Here is a 19,255-nt window from a genome sequence, read left to right on the forward strand (position 1 = left end):
CTGGAAGGGCTGTACAGGTGCCTGCATCGACTTAACAGCCTAGTCGAGAATCAGGCCGCGTCGCGTGGTAGCAACAACCCCAGAGGCAGGCAGATACGGGCTTCCAGCCCACCGCCGGTACGGTTGCGCAGCTCCACGCTGCCGCCATGCAGCGAGGCGATGCGCTTGACGATGGCCAGACCCAAGCCGGCCCCCTTGCCACCGCGGGCGCTGTCGCCACGGATGAAGGGGTTGACGATATTGCTCAGCTCGCTCGGGTCGATCCCGGCGCCACGGTCCATCACGCTCAGCACCACGTAGGGCGCGCTGTGGTCACCGGCCACCGACAGAACGATCTCCACCGGGCTGCCGCCATAGCGCAGGGCGTTCTCGATGAGGTTGACGATCAGCCGCTTGATCGACACCCGGCGCAGCGGAAAGGCCGGCACCGCTTCGAGGAACAGGCGCACCTGCTCGCTCTTCTGGTTATAGGGGGCGACCACCTCACGAATCAGCTCGGGTAGCACCAGTTCCTCGACGGGTTCGTCACGACCATCGCGGATGAAGGCCAGGAACTGATCGAGGATGGCGTCCATGTCCTCGATATCGCGCACCATGTCATCGGTCAGTTCCGAATCATGGTCGAGAAACTCCAGCGACAGGCGCAGCCGGGTCAGCGGCGTGCGCAGGTCATGGGACACCCCTGCGAGCATCAGTTCGCGCTCGCGCCCGGCCTGCTCGACGTCCTCGGCCATCTGGTTGAAGGCGCGGTACACCTCGGCCATTTCGTTCGGCGTGTCGCCGACCGGCAGCCGTACGCTACGCCCCTGACCCAACTGACGGGCGGCGATCACCAGGCGCTTGAGCGGCGCACTGAGCTGGCGCACGAAAATCCATGCCGCTGCCGTGGACAGCAGGCCGATGCCCAGGAACCAGCCCAGCACGCTCCAGATCCGCTGGCCACGCAACGGATGCGGGTAGAGCGGCACGCGCACCCAGTCCTCGCCGAGCGTCGGCGCATGCACCCAAAGGGCCGGCGGGCTCTTGGCGCGAACCCGGGTTTCGGTATCCGGCCCCAGTTCGGACTGCATCTGCCGCTGGAAGATTTCGCTATAGGGCCAGTGCTCCTCGCTGGCCGGCACTTCCGCACGGGTCACCCGCTTGAGGCCGGCGGCCTCGGCGATATTGCCGCGGTCCTCGGCATCCGCCGCCCAGTAGGCGCGCAGGGTCAATGCGGCGCCGTGGCTGTACTGACGATCCACCAGCACATCCTCGTTCATCATCAGGTAGACGAGGGTCAGCGCCTTGGAGAACAGCACGACGATCAGCACCAGCCAGAGGGTGCGCGAGAAGAAGCTTTGCGGAAACCAGAGTGGAGCTTTCATAAGAACAGGAGCCGGGGCAGAACGCTGAAGGCGGAGGGCTGAACGAAAGAGGGCTGGTTTCGGTATCCAGCCCTCATGCGTCTTGTTGGCTTACAGAGCATTGAGAAACGTAGGCGACGACTGCACAGGCGGTAGCGCGAAGCAGCAAGCCCGAGCCGAGGCAGCCAGCGCAAGACGATGCGTGTACGAGTGGTACATGAGCATCTTTCGCCCATCTTCAAAGCCGCGCGGGCAGCCCGGGTAGTTTCTCACTGGCCTGTTACTTGTTGCCGTCCGGCACGAACACATACCCCACACCCCAGACCGTCTGGATATAGCGCGGCTTGGACGGATCCGGCTCGATCAGCCGGCGCAGGCGGGAAATCTGCACGTCGATGGAGCGCTCCAGGGCATCCCACTCGCGGCCACGGGCCAGGTTCATCAGCTTGTCGCGGGTCAGCGGCTCGCGGGCATGCTGCACCAGCGCCTTGAGCACGGCGAACTCACCGGTGGTGAGCATGTGCACCTCACTGCCCTTCTTCAGCTCGCGGGTCGCCAGCGACAACTCGTACTCGCCAAAGGTGACGCTCTCGTCCTCGCTGCCTGGCGCGCCCGGCACCACCGGCACCTGGCGGCGCAGCACGGCCTTGATACGGGCCAGCAGCTCACGCGGGTTGAACGGCTTGGCCAGGTAGTCGTCGGCACCGATTTCCAGGCCCTGGATGCGGCTGCCCTCGTCGCCCTTGGCGGTGAGCATGATGATCGGCACCTGGTTGTTGGCAGCGCGCAGGCGGCGGCAGGCACTCATGCCATCCTCACCGGGCAACATCAGGTCGAGCACCACCAGGTTGAACAGTTCGCGCGACAGCAGGCGGTCCATCTGTTCGACGTTCTCCACCGCACGCACACGATAGCCCTGCTCGTCGAAGAAACGTTCGAGCAAGCGACGCAGGCGGGCGTCGTCATCGACAATCAGGATCTTCTCGCCTTCGACCGGTTGTACTGCAGTGCTGCTCATAGAGGCTCCTTGACCGAGAGTCCGCGGCGCGATGCGCCCGGCTGAACGGTGGCATTATGGCTCAGAGGCCGTGTAGACCACGCAATGTCCATTGTTAGCAGATTTTTCGCCTCGATTGGCGCACTTCCCGCCGATTCACGGTCTGACAGCAGCTTGCGGCGGTGGCATGCGCGCCTGCAGGCGTGGCTATAATGCGCCGCTTTATCGTCCGGCCAATCATGAGCGAGGCTGGTTTTAGTCGTTTCAAGGTGGATTCTTCTTTCTATGCTCAGCATCAACAACCGTATCGCCGAAGAACTGGGCGTGCGCCCGCAACAGGTCGCTGCCGCCGTCGCCCTGCTCGACGAAGGGTCCACCGTGCCGTTCATCGCACGCTACCGCAAGGAAGTCACCGGCAGCCTCGACGATACCCAGCTGCGTAATCTGGAAGAGCGCCTGCGCTACCTGCGCGAACTCGATGATCGCCGCGCGAGCATCCTGGCCAGCATCGAGGAACAGGGCAAACTGACCCCCGAGCTGACCCGCGAAATCAACCTCGCCGACACCAAGACGCGCCTCGAAGACCTCTACCTGCCGTACAAGCAGAAACGCCGCACCAAGGGCCAGATTGCCCTGGAAGCCGGCCTCGGCGAACTGGCCGACGCCCTGTTCAGTGATCCGAGCCTGACGCCGGAGACCGAAGCGGCGCGCTTCATCGATGCCGAGAAAGGCTTCGCCGACACCAAGGCGGTGCTCGAAGGCGCCAAGTACATCCTCATGGAGCGCTTCGCCGAGGACGCCAGCCTGCTCAGCAACCTGCGCGGCTATCTCAAGGACAACGCCACGCTCAGCGCCCGGGTAATCGCCGGCAAGGAAACCGAAGGCGCCAAGTTCCGCGACTACTTCGAGCACGACGAAAAGCTCAAAAGTGCCCCGTCGCACCGTGCCCTGGCGATTTTCCGTGGCCGCAACGAGGGCATCCTCAGCGCCAGCCTCAAGGTCGGCGACGAGCTTCCGGGCGGCGCTCCGTCGGGCACCCTGCACCCGTGCGAAGGCATGATCGCCGAGCGTTTCGGCATCGCCAACCAGGGCCGCGCCGCCGACAAGTGGCTGGGCGAGGTGGTGCGCTGGACCTGGAAGGTCAAGCTCTACACCCACCTGGAAACCGACCTGCTCGGTGAGCTGCGTGAAGCGGCCGAAGACGAAGCCATCAGCGTATTCGCCCGTAACCTGCACGATTTGCTGCTGGCCGCGCCGGCCGGCCCGCGCGCGACCCTGGGCCTCGACCCGGGCCTGCGCACCGGCTGCAAGGTCGCCGTGGTCGATGCCACCGGCAAGCTGCTGGACACCGCCACCGTGTACCCGCACGCGCCGCGCAACGACTGGGACGGCACCCTCAACGTGCTGGCCAAGCTGTGCGCCAAGCATGGCGTCGACCTGATCGCCATCGGCAACGGCACCGCCAGCCGCGAGACCGACAAGCTGGCCATCGAGCTGATCAAGAAATACCCGGGCCTGAAGATGACCAAGATCATGGTCAGCGAGGCCGGCGCCTCGGTGTATTCGGCCTCGGAACTGGCCGCCAAGGAATTCCCCGACCTGGACGTCTCGCTGCGTGGCGCAGTCAGCATCGCCCGCCGCCTGCAGGACCCGCTGGCCGAGCTGGTGAAGATCGACCCGAAATCCATCGGCGTCGGCCAGTACCAGCACGACGTGTCCCAGCTCAAGCTGGCGCGCAGCCTGGATGCGGTGGTGGAAGACTGCGTGAACGCCGTCGGTGTGGACGTCAACACCGCCTCCAGCGCCCTGCTCGCGCGTATTTCCGGCCTCAACGCCACCCTGGCACAGAACATCGTCGCCCACCGTGACGCACACGGCGCGTTCAAGACCCGCGAGTCCCTGAAGAAAGTCCCGCGCCTGGGCGACAAGACCTTCGAACAGGCCGCCGGCTTCCTGCGCGTGATGAATGGCGACAACCCGCTGGACGCCTCGGCGGTGCACCCGGAAACCTACCCGCTGGTGCAGCGCATCGCCGTCGATACCGGCCGCGATATCCGCTCGCTGATCGGCGATTCGGGCTTTCTCAAGCGCCTGGATCCGAAGAAGTTCACCGACGAGACCTTCGGCCTGGTGACGGTTGGCGACATCCTCAGCGAGCTGGAAAAACCCGGCCGCGACCCGCGCCCCGAGTTCAAGACCGCCGAGTTCCAGGAAGGCGTGGAAACCCTGAAAGACCTCGAGCTGGGGATGATCCTCGAAGGCGTGGTCACCAACGTGACCAACTTTGGCGCCTTCGTCGATATCGGCGTGCACCAGGACGGCCTCGTGCATATCTCGGCACTGTCCGAGAAGTTCATCAAGGACCCGCACGAAGCGGTCAAGGCCGGCGACGTGGTCAAGGTCAAGGTCATGGAAGTGGACATCCCGCGCAACCGCATCGCCCTGTCGATGCGCATGAGCGACACCCCCGGCGAGAAAGTCGATGGCCCCCGTGGCGGCGCCCGCCAGGGCGGCGGCAAGGGCGGCCAGGCACCGCGCAGCGAGCGCCACTCCGGCCAGGAAAAACCGGCCCCGGCCAATGCGGCCATGGCTTCGCTGTTCGCCAACGCCAAGCAATTGAGGAAGTAAGCGATGAGCCAACCCGTGGACGAAATCGGCAAGAGCAGCGCCTTCGGGCGCCTGCTCGGCCTGCAGATCGTCAAGGCCGAGGCCGGCGAGGCGATCATCGCCCTGAGCATGCACGACGGCCTGCGCAACCTGCACGGCAAGCTGCATGGCGGCGCGCTGTTCTCGCTGATCGACACCGCCATGGGCCAGGCCAGCCACAGCCTGAGCGACGGCGAGCCGAGCAGCGTTACCCTGGAGTGCAAGGTCAACTACATCCGCGGCGTCACCGAGGGTGATCTGAGCTGCCGCGCCTGGGTCATCCACGCCGGCCGCCGCACCCAGGTGATCGAGGCCGAAGTGCACCAGCACGACAAGCTGGTGGCCAAGGCCCAGGCCACCTTCGCCTGCCTCTAGTCTTTCAGTAGAGATTCGTCGCTTTTTGGCAGGCAAATAGTTCGTAGGGTGGACGACGCTTCATCCGTCCACCGCCCCGTGATCGCAACGGTGGATGAAAAGAGCGTCATCCACCCTACGGCCGCTTTTGCCTTGCAGCTGCCGCTTCATGCAAAGATCGTGAGCAGGCTCCGAGGCCCCATTTCACGGGCAGCGGCGCCGTGAAAGCCGTCTGCGCGTGTCGCTAAAACGTACATGCCTTTCGCCAGACGACCAACGTCAGCAATCCCCCCCTTGTAGAGTCCAGCATCCACCCCCATATTGGGGCGACCGCTGCGTGAAGGAATGCAATCTTGAGCGACCTGTTCTCCCGCCGTCTGGCCCTGCTCGGCGAGCACGCCAACCTGTCCCTGCTCTCCCAGTGCCTGCACGGCATCGAGCGCGAATGCCTGCGCGTCGATGAACGCGGCCAACTGGCTCTGAGCGATCACCCGGCCGCCCTGGGCTCGGCGCTGACCAATGGGCAGATCACCACGGACTATTCCGAATCCCTGCTCGAGTTCATCACCGCCACCGCGGTCGACCCGGGCGAGACGCTGGCCGAGCTCGATCGCATCCACCGCTTCGTGTACAGCAAGCTCGCTGGCGAATACCTGTGGAGCCCGTCGATGCCCGGCCCGCTGCCGGATGAAGAGACGATTCCGATCGCCCGTTACGGCAGCTCGCATATCGGCCAGCTCAAGTACGTGTACCGCAAGGGCCTGGCCCTGCGCTACGGCAAGACCATGCAGTGCATCGCCGGCATTCATTACAACTTCTCCCTGCCGGAGCAGCTGTGGGCGGTGTTGCAGGAGGCCGAAGGCGACGGGCGCAGTGCCCGCGACTATCAGTCGTCGCGCTATATCGCGCTGATCCGCAACTTCCGTCGCTACAGCTGGCTGCTGATGTACCTGTTCGGCGCCTCGCCGGCGCTGGACAAGAACTTCATGCGTGGCCGCCCGCACCAGCTCCAGGAGCTGGACGCCGACACCCTGTACCTGCCCTACGCCACCAGCCTGCGCATGAGCGACCTGGGTTACCAGAGCGAAGCCCAGGCCGGGCTGACGCCCTGCTACAACGACCTGGCCAGCTATACCGACAGCCTGCGCCAGGCGGTGGGCACGCCCTATCCGCCCTACGTGAACATCGGCACCAAGAAGGACGGCGAGTGGCTGCAGCTCAATACCAACGTGCTGCAGATCGAAAACGAGTACTACTCCAACATCCGCCCGAAGCGGGTGACCTACAGCGGCGAGCGGCCGATCCAGGCGCTGATGGCCCGTGGCGTGCAGTACGTCGAAGCGCGCTGCCTGGACATCAACCCGTTCCTGCCGATGGGCATCGACCTCGCCGAATCGCGCTTCCTCGACGCCTTCCTGCTCTACTGCGCCCTGCAGGACAGCCCGCAACTGAGCAATGGCGAATGTGGCAGCTGCTCGGACAACTTCCTCAAGGTGGTCAAGGAAGGCCGTCGCCCGGGCCTGCACCTGTCTCGCCAGGGCGTACCGGTGGTGCTGCAGACCTGGGCCCACGAACTGCTCGACGGCATCGAAACCATCGCCGAACTGCTCGACGCCAGCCAGGGCAGCAACCAGCACGCCAACGCCCTGCAGGCCCAGCGTGCGAAAGTCGACAACGCCAGCCTCACCCCCTCGGCGCAGGTACTGGCCGAGTTGCAGAAAGGCGAAACCTTCGCGGCCTTCTCCCTGCGCCAGAGCAAGCGCCACGCCGAGCATTTCCGCAGCCAGCCGCTGAGTGCCGAACAGCAGGCCGAGTTCGAGCAGGCCGCCAGGCAATCCCTGCTGGATCAGGCCGAACTCGAAGCCCATGAAGAAGGTGACTTCGACAGTTTCGCCGCCGCCTATCAGGCCAGCATCCTCGCCCTGGCCGTGTGAAACCGGGCCAGGCTCGCCTGGCAGGCCATTGGAAAACTATCTACGTTGCCATTGCCGCGTTAAAAACAGCCTCAAAATGCTCATTTACAACACGTAAACTGCGCTTTTTCGGCCGTTTTTGCCTTGCACTGGCTGCCTCGCCTACGTTTTTCAACGACCTGCTGGCCCGCGACGACTGCGTCACAAAAAAAACCAATGGTCATAAATTCGGGACAGGTGGCCCGGCTGCGCCGAGCGGATTTGGCTAGCATGGTTTGCAAGCACTCTTTGCGAACCCCTCTCATGAGCCACCGCGACAACACGCAACACTGGAGCCTGGAAAGCCTCACCAAGGCCTACCAGCAAGGCTATATGGCAGGGCTGGCCGGGCACCCCTCCGACACCCTGCCGTTCGCCGACAGCATTCCCGCTGCGGCCTGGGAAGCCGGCTGGGTCGACGGCGAAGGCCAGCGCCGCCTCAGCGCGGAAAAGCTCAACCGCTCGCCGGGCGCTACACCTGGCGTCAAGAAGCGCGCCTGAGGCCGCTGCCCCACCTCACCACAAGCCAGGCTCCAGCCAGTGACGCTCGCTCGACCGCTGGCGATGCCTGCGCTGGTCAGCTCAGGTACCAACGTGCAAAAATGCTTAATTCGCTTAACTGAAGAAGCCCGCCCCCATGAGCACCACTTCCAGCCAGATGGACACCTCGCCAACGGCCGAGCCCAGGGCCGATGCCCTGCCTGACAACTGGCTGGATACCCTGGTGGGTTATGCGCTGCGCCGCGCTCAGCTGCAGGTGTTTCAGCATCTGGTCGGCAAGCTCGCCGAACATGACCTGCGCCCGGCGCAGTTCACCGCCATGGTGATCATCGAGCGCGAGCCCGGGCTGATGCAGGCCGACCTCGCCCGCCAACTGGCCATCGAACCGCCGCAACTGGTACCGCTACTCAACAAGCTGGAGAGCCGCGGCCTGGCCCAGCGCGTGCGCGGTGTGCAGGACAAGCGTGCCTACGGCGTGTTCCTGACCAAGGCGGGCACTGCCCTGCTGGGGCAGCTGAAAGCAATCGCCGTCGCCAGCGACGAAGAAGCCACCTCCGCCCTCGACGAAGATGAGCGTGCGCAGTTGCTGCATCTGCTGCATAAGGTCACTCGCCAAGGCGTCTTGTGAGAGGCGGCGGGCGCATGATGGACCGCTAAAAGGCAAGAGCGGACGTTCCCAGCGTAGGGTGGACAACGCTCTTTTTGTCCACCATTGCGCTCGCAGAGCGGTGGACGGATGAAGCGTCGTCCACCCTACGAAAGGCCGCTCCCGCCACATTTCTGCCAGTTCTCTGCACGCCAAACATCGGTGGGCAGAGCGCGTCCGTCAATCCAGAAACGCCAACGGCGCCCGAGCTGCATCGATCCGGGCAATGCGTAGCTCGACCTCCGGCAACAGGTAGCTGAAGAAGAACGCCGCGCTGTCGAGCTTCTCCTGATACCAGGGATCCTCGGCCAGCAGCGCATTTGCCAGGCGTGCCGAGCGCGCCCAGGCATAAGCCAGCAGCGCCCAGCCGAGCAGGTGCAGAAAATCGCCGGCGATACGGTACGGGTATTCGTGGTCACCTTCGGTGTGCGCGAAGATGCCCTTCACCAAGACGCGCAACTTCGCGGATAGCGCACTTAGCGGGTTGGCATACCTGCCGCCCGCCGCCGCTTCCTGCTCGACCAGCACCAGCAGCTCACCCAACGCCACGCCATCGTCGCCCAGCACCTTGCGCAGCAGCAGATCGTTGGCCTGAATCTCGTTGCTGCCCTCGTAGATCATGGCGATACGGCTGTCGCGCAGGGTCTGCTCGATGCCGTACTCGCCGATATAGCCGTAGCCGCCAAACACCTGCAGCGCCTCGCTGGCCAGATGAAAACCCTGGTCGGTGAAGAACGCCTTGATCACTGGCGTCAGCAGCCCGGCCAGGCGAGTGGCCTGCTGGCGACCCGGTTCGCTGTTGGCATGCTCGGCCTGATCGAGCAGGTGCGCGCCCCAGTAACCGACCACCCGCAGGCCCTGGCTGACGGTACGCAAGCGCAGCAGCGTCAGACGCATCGCCGGGTGGTAATGGATCGGGTCGACAGACGCTGCGGCAACGCCTTCCGGTCGGCCTGGCGCGCGCATCTGCCGGCGTTCGCGAGCGTAGTCCGATGCGTTCTGCCAGGCCGCCTCGGCATGCCCGAGGCCCTGCAAACCAACGTGCAGGCGCGCCGAGTTCATCATCACGAACAGCGCCGCCAGGCCGCGATTCGGCTCGCCGATCAGCCAGCCTTGCGCCCCCTGGAAACTCAGCGAGCAGGTGGCACTGCCGTTGATGCCCATCTTGTGTTCGATGCCGTCGCAACGCACGCCGTTACGCGTACCATCGTCCAGCCGCTTGGGCACCAGAAACAGCGAGATGCCGCGGGTGCCCGCTGGCGCATCCGGCAGGCGCGCGAGCACCAGGTGCAGGATATTCTCGGTCAGGTCGTGCTCGCCGCCAGAGATGAACAGCTTGCTGCCCGAGAGGCGATAACTGCCGTCATCCTGGGGTTCGGCGCGACAGCGCAGCAGGCCCACATCGCTGCCGGCCTGAGGTTCGGTGAGGCACATGGTCGGCAGCATCTCACCGCTGACGATGGCGGGCAGGTAGCGGTCCCTGAGCGGCTGCGGTGCGTGGGCATGCAGACACAGGTAGGCGCCATGGGCGATACCGGTGTACATCGCCCAGCCGTGGTTGCTGGCGTAGAGCATTTCCTGCAGCACCGCATCCAGCAGCTGCGGCAGGCCCTGGCCGCCGTGGGCGGGCGCGCAGGCCAGCGCCGGCCAGCCGCCCTGCACATAGGCTTGGTAAGCGGCAGCAAAGCCCTCGGGCGTGCCCACTTCGCCGTCTTGCCAGCGGCAGCCTTGCCGATCGCCGCGGGCATTCAGTGGCGCCAGCACTGCAGAACTGAAGCGCGCGGCCTCCTCCAGCACCTGCATGGCCAGCGGCAGGTCGAGGTCAGTGAAGGCCGGCAGCTCGGCCCAGGCCGCAGGCGCCTGCAACCAATGCTCGAGCACGAACTGCATATCGCGCAGCGGCGCCTGATATTGCCACATGGTCAACCTCCCTGTAGGGCAAAAACTCAGGCCTGATAGCCCGGATTCTCGATCAGCAGCGCCATGCCCTGCCCGCCACCGATGCAGGCCGCGGCGATGCCATAACGCAGATTGGCGTCGCGCAGCTGCCGCGCCAGGGTCATCACCAAACGCAGGCCGGTGGCCGCCAAGGGGTGGCCAAGGGCGATGGAGCCGCCACGTTGATTCAGGCGCGCCGGATCCAGCCCCAACGCCTGACTGACCGCCAGCACCTGGGCGCCCTGGGCCTCGTTGATTTCCAGCAGGCCGATCTCGTCGAGCCGCAGGCCGCTGCGCTCCAGCAGCAGACCAATAGCCGGTGCGGGGCCGATACCCATGCGCTCCGGCGCCACGCCGATCACACTGGCAGTGCGCAGCAGCGCCAGGGGTGGGCGGGTGCAGTCGCAGGCGCGGCCGACCAGCGCCGCCGCTGCGCCATCGACCACTGCGCAGCTGTTGCCGGCGGTTTGCACACCGCCGGGATGGATGGCGCTCAAGCGGGCCAGCGCCTCGGCATCGGTTGGCCGTGGATGACTGTCCTGCGCCACCTCGACAACCCGCCTGGGCAGCTGGATACCGCGCGCCTGATAGCCGTCCAGTTCGAAGCGCTCGTTGCCGACCGCGACGATCTCCCCGGCCAGCCAGCCGCTGTCGCGGGCCTGCAGGGCGCGCTGGTGGCTGCCCAACGCGTAGGCATCCACCTGTTCGCGGCTGATGCCCTGTTCAGCGGCGAGGCGCTCGGCGGTGGCGATCATGTCCACGCCCGGCGCCGGATCGAACAGCGCTTCCCAGAGAAAATCCTTGAAGCCGACCGGCGCGCCGAGGCGAAAGCCCGCCCGGTGTTCATAGGCAGCAATCGGGTTGCGCGACATCGACTCGCTGCCCACGCACAGCGCCAGCTGCCCGCCAGACTGCAGGTGCATGGCCCCTTGGCGCAGCAACTCCAGGCCGGTGCCGCAGATGCGCTGCACCGCCAGCGCCGGCACCTGCTGCGGCACGCCGCTGTACAGGCCGATATGCCGCGGCAGCATATAAGCGTCAAAACTGGCCTGGGCCATGGAGCCAGCGAACACGCCGTCCACCGCTGCCGGATCGAGGCCGGCGCGGGCCAGCACGGCGCGGCCGACCTTGATGCCCAGGTCGATGGGCGATACCTGGGCCAGCGGCCCGTTCAGGTCGCTCCAGGGGGTGCGCAGCGCCTCGATGATCGCCACATCCTCGAAGGCGCTGAACTGGCCGCTGCTCATGGCCGCGACTCGGCGCGCAGGATCGACTCGTCACGGCCGCGGTACAGCGCTTCGACCTGCTCGGCGCGCCACTGCAGCACGGCGCGCTGGTTGATCGAGCCCTTGTCGGTGATCTCGCCACGGTCAATGGACGGCGCCTGGCTCATCAGGGCGATCCATTCCAGGCGCGTGGCATTGCCGGTGGCCTCGCGGTTGAGGCGTTGCAGCCAGTCGGCGAACCAGCCACGCACCGGGGCGCTGGCCAGCACTTCGGCGTCAGTGGCAGCGGCTGCCAGCCCGGCCAGTTGCCGGCATTCGTGCAGGCGCGGGAATACCAAGAGCCCCAGGCATTCGCGGTCCGGTGCGGCGACCACCACGTCCTGCACGTAGGGCGAGCCTTCGAGCACGGCGCGATTGCGCAGCGGGCCGACGCTGACGAACACCCCGGAGGACAGCTTGAAGTCCTCGGCGATGCGCCCATCGAACATCAGGCCCAGTTGCGGGTCGGTCGGGTCGGCCAGCTTGAGCGCGTCGCCGGAGCAGTAGAACCCCTCCTCGTCGAACACCTCGGCGGTCTGCTGCTGCGCGCGCCAGTAGCCCGGCATGATGTGCGGCCCGCGAAAGCGCCCTTCCAGCTTGCCGTCGACCGGCACCAGGCGCACTTCGCAACCCGGCGCCGGCAGGCCGACGTAGCCGGCCATGGACAGCGGCCCGGTGGTGAAGGTGCAGGACGGCGACGCCTCGGTCATGCCCAGCCCGGCCATCATGCGGATGCGCTCGCCGCAGTGCTGCTCGGCGATGCGATCGAGGCGATCCCAGATGCTCTGCGACAGCCCGGCGGCGGCGAAGAAGAACAGCTTGATGCGCGCGAAGAAGCTTTCGCGCAGCGCTGCGTCCTGCTCCAGGGCGTTGACCAGCTCTTCCCAGCCCTTGGGCACCGTCAGGTAGGCGGTCGGCGAAATCTCGCGCAGGTTGCGCAGGGTTTCGGCCATGCCCTGGGGCGTCGGCTTGCCGTCGTCCAAATAAAAGGTGCCGCCGTTGTACAGCACGATGCCCAGGTTGTGGCTGCCGCCAAAGGTGTGGTTCCACGGCAGCCAGTCGACCAGCACCGGCGGCTCTTCACCGAACACCGGGAAGGTCTGCAGGAGCATCTGCTGGTTGGCGCAGAGCATGCGCTGAGTGGTGACCACCGCCTTGGGCAGCTTGGTCGAGCCGGAGGTGAACAGGAACTTGGCGATGGTATCCGCGCCGGTGGCCGCGAAGGCCGCTTCGGCCTCGGCGCCACCGGGCTCGGCCAGCAGGCTGGCGAAATCGATGTTAGCTCGACCCGCCACCTCGCCGTGCACGGTGATCACCGGCACATCGGCGGCCATCACCGCGTCGATGGCGCGCTGGTAAGGCGCGGCCTTATCGACGAACAGCAGGCCTGGCTGCAGCAAGTCGCAGACATGGCGCAGCTTGGCGTGGTCCTGGGAGAGCAGCGAATAGGCCGGCGATACCGGGCAATAGGGAATGCCGGCGTACAGGGCGCCGAGGGCCATCTGCAGATGCTGCAGGCCGTTGCCGGAGAGAATCGCCAGCGGCCGCTCGGCGCTCAGGCCAAAGCCGAGCAGGCGCTGGGCAATGGCCCGCACCGCGTCGAGCATCCCCGCATAACTGGTGTGCTGCCACTCGCCGTTCTCGTCGCGCACGGCCAGAAAGGTCTGCTGCCCACGCACTTGGGCCCAGTGCACCAGGCGGTCGAGCAGGCGCTCGGGCAAGGGTGCCAGTGGTTCCAGCGAGCGCATGTGCAAAACGCCCTGACGTTCGCTGACCTCCACGGCCGGGCGGCCGATGGACACCTGGCGATAACGCGGTCCGGTATCGGAGTTCACTGTGCTTCTCCACGCGGGCGACTGGATCGCCGCTGTTGTTCTTGTCGTCACGCAGCACCGCACCGCCTCTGGATCGAGGCAGCCGGCACACGCAGGAATATCGCAAAAGCCTGGCTAGATCGGGTAATGCCGCGGGCCGTTCTGCAGGGTCACCCAGCGCAACTGGGTGAACTGCTCGATGGCCGACTTGCCGCCGAAGCTGCCGTAACCACTGGCCTTGACGCCGCCGAACGGCATCTGCGCCTCGTCGTGCACGGTCGGCCCGTTGATATGGCAGATGCCCGACTCGACACGCTGGGCCAGGGCCAGGGCGCGGCTGGTATCGCGGCTGAAGATCGCCGCCGACAGGCCGAATTCGGAGTCGTTGGCCAGGCGCAGCAGCTCCTCGTCACCGTCACCGCGCAGCACCACCGCCACCGGCCCGAAGGACTCCTCGGCGTACAGGCGCATGGCCGGGGTGACGTTGTCGAGCAGGGTCGCCTGCATGATGCTGCCCTCGACCTGGCCACCGGCTACCAGCTTCGCGCCCTTGGCGACAGCGTCGTCGACCAGCAACTGGATGCGCTCGCCGGCCGACACGTCGACCAGCGAACCGAGCACCGACTCGCTGCTGGCCGGGTTACCGGCACGCAGGGTGGCGACCTTCGCGGCCAGCTTGGCGACGAAAGCATCGGCGACCTTGCTGTCGACCACCAGGCGCTCGGTGGACATGCAGATCTGCCCCTGGTTGAAGTAGGCGCCGAACGCCGCGGCTTCGACGGCGGCATCCAGGTCGGCGTCATCGAGCACCAGCAACGGCGCCTTGCCACCGAGTTCCAGCAGCGCCGGCTTGAGATGCCGCGCCGACAGTTCGCCAACGATGCGCCCGACCTTGGTCGAGCCAGTGAAGTTGACCCGTCGGACCGCCGGGTTGGCGATCAGCCGCTCGACGATCACCGCCGCATCGGCGGGTGCGTTGCTGATCACGTTGACCACGCCGTCACCCAGGCCGGCATCCTGCAGCACCTGGCCGATCAGCCGATGCACCGCCGGGCTGAGCTCGGAGGCCTTGAGCACCACGGTATTGCCACAGGCCAGCGGCATGGCGATGGCGCGGGTGGCGAGAATCACCGGCGCGTTCCATGGCGCGATACCGAGCACCACACCGCAGGGTTGGCGCAGCGCCATGGCAAAGCTGCCGGGCACGTCGGAGGGAATCACCTCGCCATGGATCTGGGTGGTCATCGACGCCGCCTCGCGCAGCATGTTGCTGGCCAGGTGCACGTTGAAGCCGTACCAGTTGGCCATCGCCCCGGTTTCCCCGGCAGCGGCGATGAACTCGCCCGCGCGCGCCTGCATCTGCTCGGCCGCCTTGAGCAGGCGTGTACGCCGCTCGTTGGGCGCCAGCGCGGCCCAGGCCGGAAACGCGGCCTGGGCGGCGGCGACGGCCGCATCGGCATCTTCCACGGTAGCGGCGGCGACCCGCGAGACCACCTCACCGGTTACCGGGTTGTGGCGCTCGAAGGTTCGTCCATCACGGGCGGGGCACGACTGGCCACCGATCAGCAGGGGCACGTCCAGCATGATGATTCCTCATTGTTGTCTTTATCAGGAGCTGTCTTTGGCAGAACTGCCGCTGGCGAATCTCATGCGGCGCCGTGGTCGACGCCGGCGGATCCGAGGTCAGGCAATCAGCGCTTGTAGGCTTGCAGGCCGGGCTTGATCGACTTGTCGTCGAGGAACTGCTTCATGCCCTGCTCGCGGCCGCCTTCTTCGTCCAGCAAACGCGACTGGTCGAGCTTGGCGTACAGGTAATCCTCGTTCTGCTCCCAGGTCAGTTCGCGGCAACGCTTGAAGCCATGCTTGGCGGCGCGCAGTACCACCGGGTTCTTGTCCAGCAGATTACGCGCCAGCTCGATGGTGGTTTCACGCAATTGCGCCAGCGGCACGCTTTCGTTGACCAGGCCCATCTCGGCGGCTTTCTTACCGTCGAAGGTCTTGCCGGTCATGATGTAGTACAGCGACTGGCGGTGGCCAACGGTGTCGGCCATGGCCTTGCTGACCAGGTTGCCCGGCGGGATGCCCCAGTTGATTTCCGACAGACCGAAGGTCGCTTCGTCGGCGCAGATCGCCAGGTCACAGGCCACCAGCGGGCTGAAGCCGCCACCGAAGCACCAGCCATTGACCATGGCGATGGTCGGCTTGGCGTACATGCGCAGCAGTTTCCACTGCCACTGCGAAGCTTCGCGGCGGATCTTCTCCTGGAGAATTTCCGGGCCGGCATCCACTTCGCGGAAGTATTCCTTGAGGTCCATGCCTGCCGTCCAGGACTCGCCAGCACCGGTCAGCACCAGTACGCGAGCCTCGGCGTCCTGCTCCAGCACCTCGAGCACATCGACCATCTCGCGGTTGAGGGTCGGGCTCATGGCGTTGCGTTTTTCAGGACGGTTGAGAGTGACCCAGGCGATGCCTTCTTCGACATCGACCTTCACGGTTTGCCAGCGGGCTTCGTACTTGCTCATGGGGGTGTGCTCTTGTTTTGGTTGTCGATAAACAGAAGCTAATCCTGAAAAATAGTTATGTCAATTAACTATTAATCAAAATCACCATCTGTGCCGAATTCGGACATTGCCTGGCAGAACGCCCGGCCCGGACGCCTGAAGGAACTTTGAACAGGTTCTCAGCGGCACCTCGCTATAGCCAAAGGCTTACACGAAGGCGCGCCGGTTCGCTCTGGTGGCACCCCGGCCCGCGCCGTAATCTATGCCCATACCTGCAGCACAGGACGTGCTCAGGGTCATGGATGACGTGACCATAGCCAGGATGGCAGCCGACAGGATGTTGGCATTGGTCAGTAAAAGCCCGCTTCGGCGGGTTTTTTATTGCCTGCGGAAAAGTGCGACGGCTAGTGCGACGGCGCAAGGCCGCCGCACCGCGTCTCATGCGCCCGCCTCCGTCAGTGCGACGTCGTCGAGGTGGCCGGCGCTTCAGCAGCCCGCCGCCGGCTCATGCCGATCACCACCAGCGCGGCGATCACCAAGCCTGGCGATGCCGCCAGCAGCACGCCGGCAGTGCCGGCACCCGCGGCGAGAATCTGCCCGGCCGCCAACGGGCCGGATACCGAACCCAGGCGCCCCACGGCTACCGCAGCCCCCACGCCCGTGGCGCGCACCGAGGTCGGATAGGCCGGCGGCGCCAGCGCATAGAGCACCAGCTGCGCGGCGATGATGAACAAGCCAGCCGCGAAACCGGCAATCGCCATGGCCAGCATGCCCGAGGCGAAGCCCAGGCCGGCCAGCGAGGCCAGCACACCGCCATAGGCGAACAGCACCACCCCGGTGCGCCCGCGACGATCCAGCAGCAGCCCGCCAAGCAGCGAGCCGATGGCACCGCCGATGTTGAAGAGCATCTGAATGGTGCCGGCCTGGGGCTTGCTGAAACCCTGCTCGAGGAGCAGCGACGGCAGCCAGTTGAGCAGCATGTACATCACCGTGAGGGTGAAGAAATAGCTGACCCACAGCGCCAGCGTGGCACCCGCTCGACCGCCACCGAACAACGCCTGCACGGTGGATTCACGCGCTGGCGCAGCGCTCTGGTGCTGCTCACGGAAGTCCCGCGATTCGGGCAGCGCGAAGATCAGCAGCGGTGCGACCAGCAGCGGCGCCACGCCGCCGACGATGAACACCATCTGCCAGCTTTCGCCACCGAGCATGCCCACCACCGCTGCAATGGCGCCGCCCAGCGGCACCCCGCAATACATGATGCTGATGGCCGTGCCGCGGCGGCGCTCCTCGACCGCCTCGGCGCACAGGGCGATCAGGTTCGGCAAGGCGGCGCCAAGGCCCAGGCCGGTCATCAAGCGCGCCAGCAGCAGGCCGTTGACGCTGGAGACATAGGCCGTCCACAGGGAAAAGATGCCGAACAGAATCACCGCGCCGATCAGCACCCGCTTGCGGCCGATGCGGTCGGCCAGCCAGCCGCCGAAGAACGCGCCGGGCAGCAGGCCGATGATGCTGGCGCTGAACATCCAGCCCATCATCTTCTGATCCAGCTCGAACGCCTGGCGGATACCCGCGGCGGCGATGCCTGCCGATTGCAGGTCCAGGCCCTCGATAAGCGCGACGATGAAACACAGCGTGACGGTCAGCGTCGAGCGACGCGATGACGTATCCATGGTGGGTAACCCTCAATTTTATTGTTGTTGTGGTCGCTCGCGGCGCACCAAAAGGCGCAGGCCGCGAAGCCTGAAAAAAGATTAACAAAGATAATGGATAACGAAAGTAATTCAGTTCGGCGAGGAAATCGGGCATTAATCGAATGGCATCAATCACTTAACTGAAGATCTTTATTAATTCGGCAAATAATTAATAGTTTTAACGTTCGATTATCGAACAAGGCACATTGACCGCCTGCCATTGCCTTTCCATTCTCGCCCCACTGCAACGCGAACAGCGCTGCATCCACCGCCCCCATCGGCGGGGCGAAGAACAACAATAAAAGGACAATGACATGCACACCCATCGGGCGCTCGACTCCGTTTTCTTTCGCCACAGCTCATTGGCCGGGCTGCTGCTGGCTCCCGGCCTGCTGGCCGGCCATGCCCTGGCTGACGGCTTCGTCGAAGACAGCAGCGCCAAGCTGACCACGCGCAACTACTACATGGATCGCGACTACAAGGACGACGGCGCCAAGTCGGCAGCCCGCGAGTGGGCCCAGGGCTTCATCCTCAAGATGGAGTCGGGCTACACCCCGGGCGCCGTCGGTTTCGGCCTGGACGTCAGCGGCCTGCTGGGCGTCAAGCTGGATTCCTCACCGGGGCGCAGCGGCACCGAACTGCTGCCGGTTTCCGCCAGCAGCGGGCGGGCCGCCGATGAATACTCGCGCCTGGCGCCGACCGCCAAGATCCGCGCCGGCAAGAGCGTGCTCAAGGTCGGCGATGTTTCGCCGTTCCTGCCCTCCATCGTCGCCAGCCCGGCGCGGCTGCTGCCGCAGAGTTTCCGCGGCGCCTATCTGCAATCCATGGACATCGAGGATCTGACCCTGAATGCGGGTTATCTCGACCGCATCAACCGCCGCGACTCCAGCAACTACCAGGCGATGACCGTGGCCTCACCGAACCGGCGCTTCAACCCGGCGGCAGAAAGCTCCCACGCGGCCTTCTTCGGCGGTGATTATCAGCTCGGCAAGGGCCTGAAGCTGCGCGCCTATCACACCACGGTGGCCGATCTGTACCGCCAGGAGTACCTCGGCCTGCTCCATGAGCTGCCGGCTGGCCCTGGCGTGCTGAGCACCGACCTGCGCGCCTTCATCAGCAACGAGGATGGCAGCGCCAAAGCCGGCAAGGTGGATAACCGCAACCTCGCGGCGCAGTTCGCCTACAGCCTCGACGGCCATCGTTTCACCCTGGGCTACATGCACCAGAGCGGCGACACGGCCAAGCCCTACATCTCCGGTACCGAGTCGATGGTGATCAGCGAAATGGCCATGAGCTCGGATTTCCTCAACCCCAAGGAACGCACCTGGCAGGCGATCTACGATTACGACTTCGCCGCGGCCGGGGTGCCGGGCCTGAAGACCCGCCTGCGTTACCTGCGCGGCGACAACATCGAGCTGCCGACCCTGGGCGGCGCCGACCTCAAGGAACGTGAGTTGCAGATGGAGATCGGCTACGTGATCCAGAGCGGCACGTTCAAGGGCGTCGGCCTGAAGGCGCGGCACTCGATCTATCGCAACGACTTCGCCGCCGGCGCAGCCTTCCGCGACGAAAACCAGACCCGCCTGCACATCGACTACACCCTG

General features: G+C 65.5%; 15 protein-coding genes. 6 read left to right on the forward strand and 9 right to left on the reverse strand.

Annotated elements, in window-relative coordinates; translation table 11 throughout:
* Positions 1-50: 50 nt before the first annotated feature.
* The gene (locus QYS36_RS03545) at positions 51-1,364 is read right to left on the reverse strand and encodes an ATP-binding protein (protein WP_308838185.1); all 1,314 of its coding nucleotides are present in this window, start codon (positions 1,362-1,364) and stop codon (positions 51-53) included.
* 259 nt (positions 1,365-1,623) lie between these two features.
* Complete coding sequence (gene ompR, locus QYS36_RS03550) at positions 1,624-2,361, reverse strand: two-component system response regulator OmpR (protein ID WP_308838186.1); 738 nt, start codon at positions 2,359-2,361, stop codon at positions 1,624-1,626.
* A 264-nt stretch (positions 2,362-2,625) separates the two neighbouring features.
* Here ompR and QYS36_RS03555 point away from each other — a divergent pair, with 264 nt between their 5' ends.
* The 5 genes from QYS36_RS03555 to QYS36_RS03575 all read left to right on the forward strand — a co-directional run bounded on the left by QYS36_RS03555 (position 2,626) and on the right by QYS36_RS03575 (position 8,421).
* A complete protein-coding gene (locus QYS36_RS03555) occupies positions 2,626-4,968 on the forward strand; it encodes a Tex family protein (RefSeq protein WP_308838187.1) in 2,343 nt (780 codons plus the stop codon).
* A 3-nt stretch (positions 4,969-4,971) separates the two neighbouring features.
* Positions 4,972-5,361 carry a PaaI family thioesterase gene (locus QYS36_RS03560; RefSeq protein WP_308838188.1) on the forward strand — a complete coding sequence of 130 codons (390 nt, stop codon included), beginning with the start codon at positions 4,972-4,974 and terminating at the stop codon, positions 5,359-5,361.
* Positions 5,362-5,693: 332 nt separating this feature from the next.
* Positions 5,694-7,274: a glutamate--cysteine ligase gene (gene gshA / locus QYS36_RS03565; protein WP_308838189.1), complete on the forward strand. Its 1,581-nt coding sequence runs from the start codon at positions 5,694-5,696 to the stop codon at positions 7,272-7,274.
* A 282-nt stretch (positions 7,275-7,556) separates the two neighbouring features.
* Positions 7,557-7,793, forward strand: a complete 237-nt coding sequence (rmf, locus tag QYS36_RS03570) for a ribosome modulation factor (RefSeq protein ID WP_308838190.1) — start codon at positions 7,557-7,559, stop codon at positions 7,791-7,793.
* 157 nt (positions 7,794-7,950) lie between these two features.
* Complete coding sequence (locus QYS36_RS03575; RefSeq protein WP_308838203.1) at positions 7,951-8,421, forward strand: MarR family transcriptional regulator; 471 nt, start codon at positions 7,951-7,953, stop codon at positions 8,419-8,421.
* A gap of 198 nt (positions 8,422-8,619) precedes the next feature.
* On the opposite strand, the gene QYS36_RS03580 is transcribed toward QYS36_RS03575, so the two are convergent.
* The 7 genes from QYS36_RS03580 to QYS36_RS03610 all read right to left on the reverse strand — a co-directional run bounded on the left by QYS36_RS03580 (position 8,620) and on the right by QYS36_RS03610 (position 17,977).
* Positions 8,620-10,359 carry an acyl-CoA dehydrogenase family protein gene (locus QYS36_RS03580; RefSeq protein WP_308838191.1) on the reverse strand — a complete coding sequence of 580 codons (1,740 nt, stop codon included), beginning with the start codon at positions 10,357-10,359 and terminating at the stop codon, positions 8,620-8,622.
* 26 nt (positions 10,360-10,385) lie between these two features.
* Positions 10,386-11,624: a thiolase family protein gene (locus tag QYS36_RS03585; protein WP_308838192.1), complete on the reverse strand. Its 1,239-nt coding sequence runs from the start codon at positions 11,622-11,624 to the stop codon at positions 10,386-10,388.
* Positions 11,621-13,477, reverse strand: coding sequence for a feruloyl-CoA synthase (locus QYS36_RS03590; protein ID WP_308838193.1), 1,857 nt, complete (start codon positions 13,475-13,477; stop codon positions 11,621-11,623). The genes QYS36_RS03585 and QYS36_RS03590 overlap by 4 nt, the downstream gene beginning before the upstream one ends.
* A 114-nt stretch (positions 13,478-13,591) precedes the next feature.
* Positions 13,592-15,040, reverse strand: coding sequence for an aldehyde dehydrogenase (locus QYS36_RS03595; protein WP_308838194.1), 1,449 nt, complete (start codon positions 15,038-15,040; stop codon positions 13,592-13,594).
* A gap of 107 nt (positions 15,041-15,147) precedes the next feature.
* Positions 15,148-15,978, reverse strand: a complete 831-nt coding sequence (locus QYS36_RS03600; RefSeq protein ID WP_308838195.1) for a p-hydroxycinnamoyl CoA hydratase/lyase — start codon at positions 15,976-15,978, stop codon at positions 15,148-15,150.
* 434 nt (positions 15,979-16,412) lie between these two features.
* Positions 16,413-17,630: a 3-(3-hydroxy-phenyl)propionate transporter MhpT gene (gene mhpT, locus QYS36_RS03605; protein ID WP_308838196.1), complete on the reverse strand. Its 1,218-nt coding sequence runs from the start codon at positions 17,628-17,630 to the stop codon at positions 16,413-16,415.
* 149 nt (positions 17,631-17,779) lie between these two features.
* A complete protein-coding gene (locus QYS36_RS03610; RefSeq protein ID WP_308838197.1) occupies positions 17,780-17,977 on the reverse strand; it encodes a hypothetical protein in 198 nt (65 codons plus the stop codon).
* Here QYS36_RS03610 and QYS36_RS03615 point away from each other — a divergent pair.
* A partial coding sequence (locus QYS36_RS03615) for an OprD family porin (protein WP_308838198.1) occupies positions 17,966-19,255 on the forward strand: 1,290 nt, incomplete at its 3' end. The genes QYS36_RS03610 and QYS36_RS03615 overlap by 12 nt on opposite strands.

This window comes from Pseudomonas sp. G34 (assembly GCF_031119625.1).
Taxonomy (GTDB): Bacteria; Pseudomonadota; Gammaproteobacteria; order Pseudomonadales; family Pseudomonadaceae; genus Aquipseudomonas.

What these genes read in the sequence shown, in the direction of transcription:
- QYS36_RS03595 (WP_308838194.1), bottom strand. Translation starts at nt 15,040, where the DNA reads ATGCTGGACGTGCCCCTGCTGATCGGTGGCCAGTCGTGCCCCGCCCGT.
- rmf (WP_308838190.1), top strand. Translation starts at nt 7,557, where the DNA reads ATGAGCCACCGCGACAACACGCAACACTGGAGCCTGGAAAGCCTCACC.
- ompR (WP_308838186.1), bottom strand. Translation starts at nt 2,361, where the DNA reads ATGAGCAGCACTGCAGTACAACCGGTCGAAGGCGAGAAGATCCTGATT.
- QYS36_RS03545 (WP_308838185.1), bottom strand. Translation starts at nt 1,364, where the DNA reads ATGAAAGCTCCACTCTGGTTTCCGCAAAGCTTCTTCTCGCGCACCCTC.
- QYS36_RS03555 (WP_308838187.1), top strand. Translation starts at nt 2,626, where the DNA reads ATGCTCAGCATCAACAACCGTATCGCCGAAGAACTGGGCGTGCGCCCG.
- QYS36_RS03575 (WP_308838203.1), top strand. Translation starts at nt 7,951, where the DNA reads ATGGACACCTCGCCAACGGCCGAGCCCAGGGCCGATGCCCTGCCTGAC.
- QYS36_RS03580 (WP_308838191.1), bottom strand. Translation starts at nt 10,359, where the DNA reads ATGTGGCAATATCAGGCGCCGCTGCGCGATATGCAGTTCGTGCTCGAG.
- QYS36_RS03560 (WP_308838188.1), top strand. Translation starts at nt 4,972, where the DNA reads ATGAGCCAACCCGTGGACGAAATCGGCAAGAGCAGCGCCTTCGGGCGC.
- QYS36_RS03585 (WP_308838192.1), bottom strand. Translation starts at nt 11,624, where the DNA reads ATGAGCAGCGGCCAGTTCAGCGCCTTCGAGGATGTGGCGATCATCGAG.
- QYS36_RS03600 (WP_308838195.1), bottom strand. Translation starts at nt 15,978, where the DNA reads ATGAGCAAGTACGAAGCCCGCTGGCAAACCGTGAAGGTCGATGTCGAA.
- mhpT (WP_308838196.1), bottom strand. Translation starts at nt 17,630, where the DNA reads ATGGATACGTCATCGCGTCGCTCGACGCTGACCGTCACGCTGTGTTTC.
- QYS36_RS03610 (WP_308838197.1), bottom strand. Translation starts at nt 17,977, where the DNA reads ATGGGTGTGCATGTCATTGTCCTTTTATTGTTGTTCTTCGCCCCGCCG.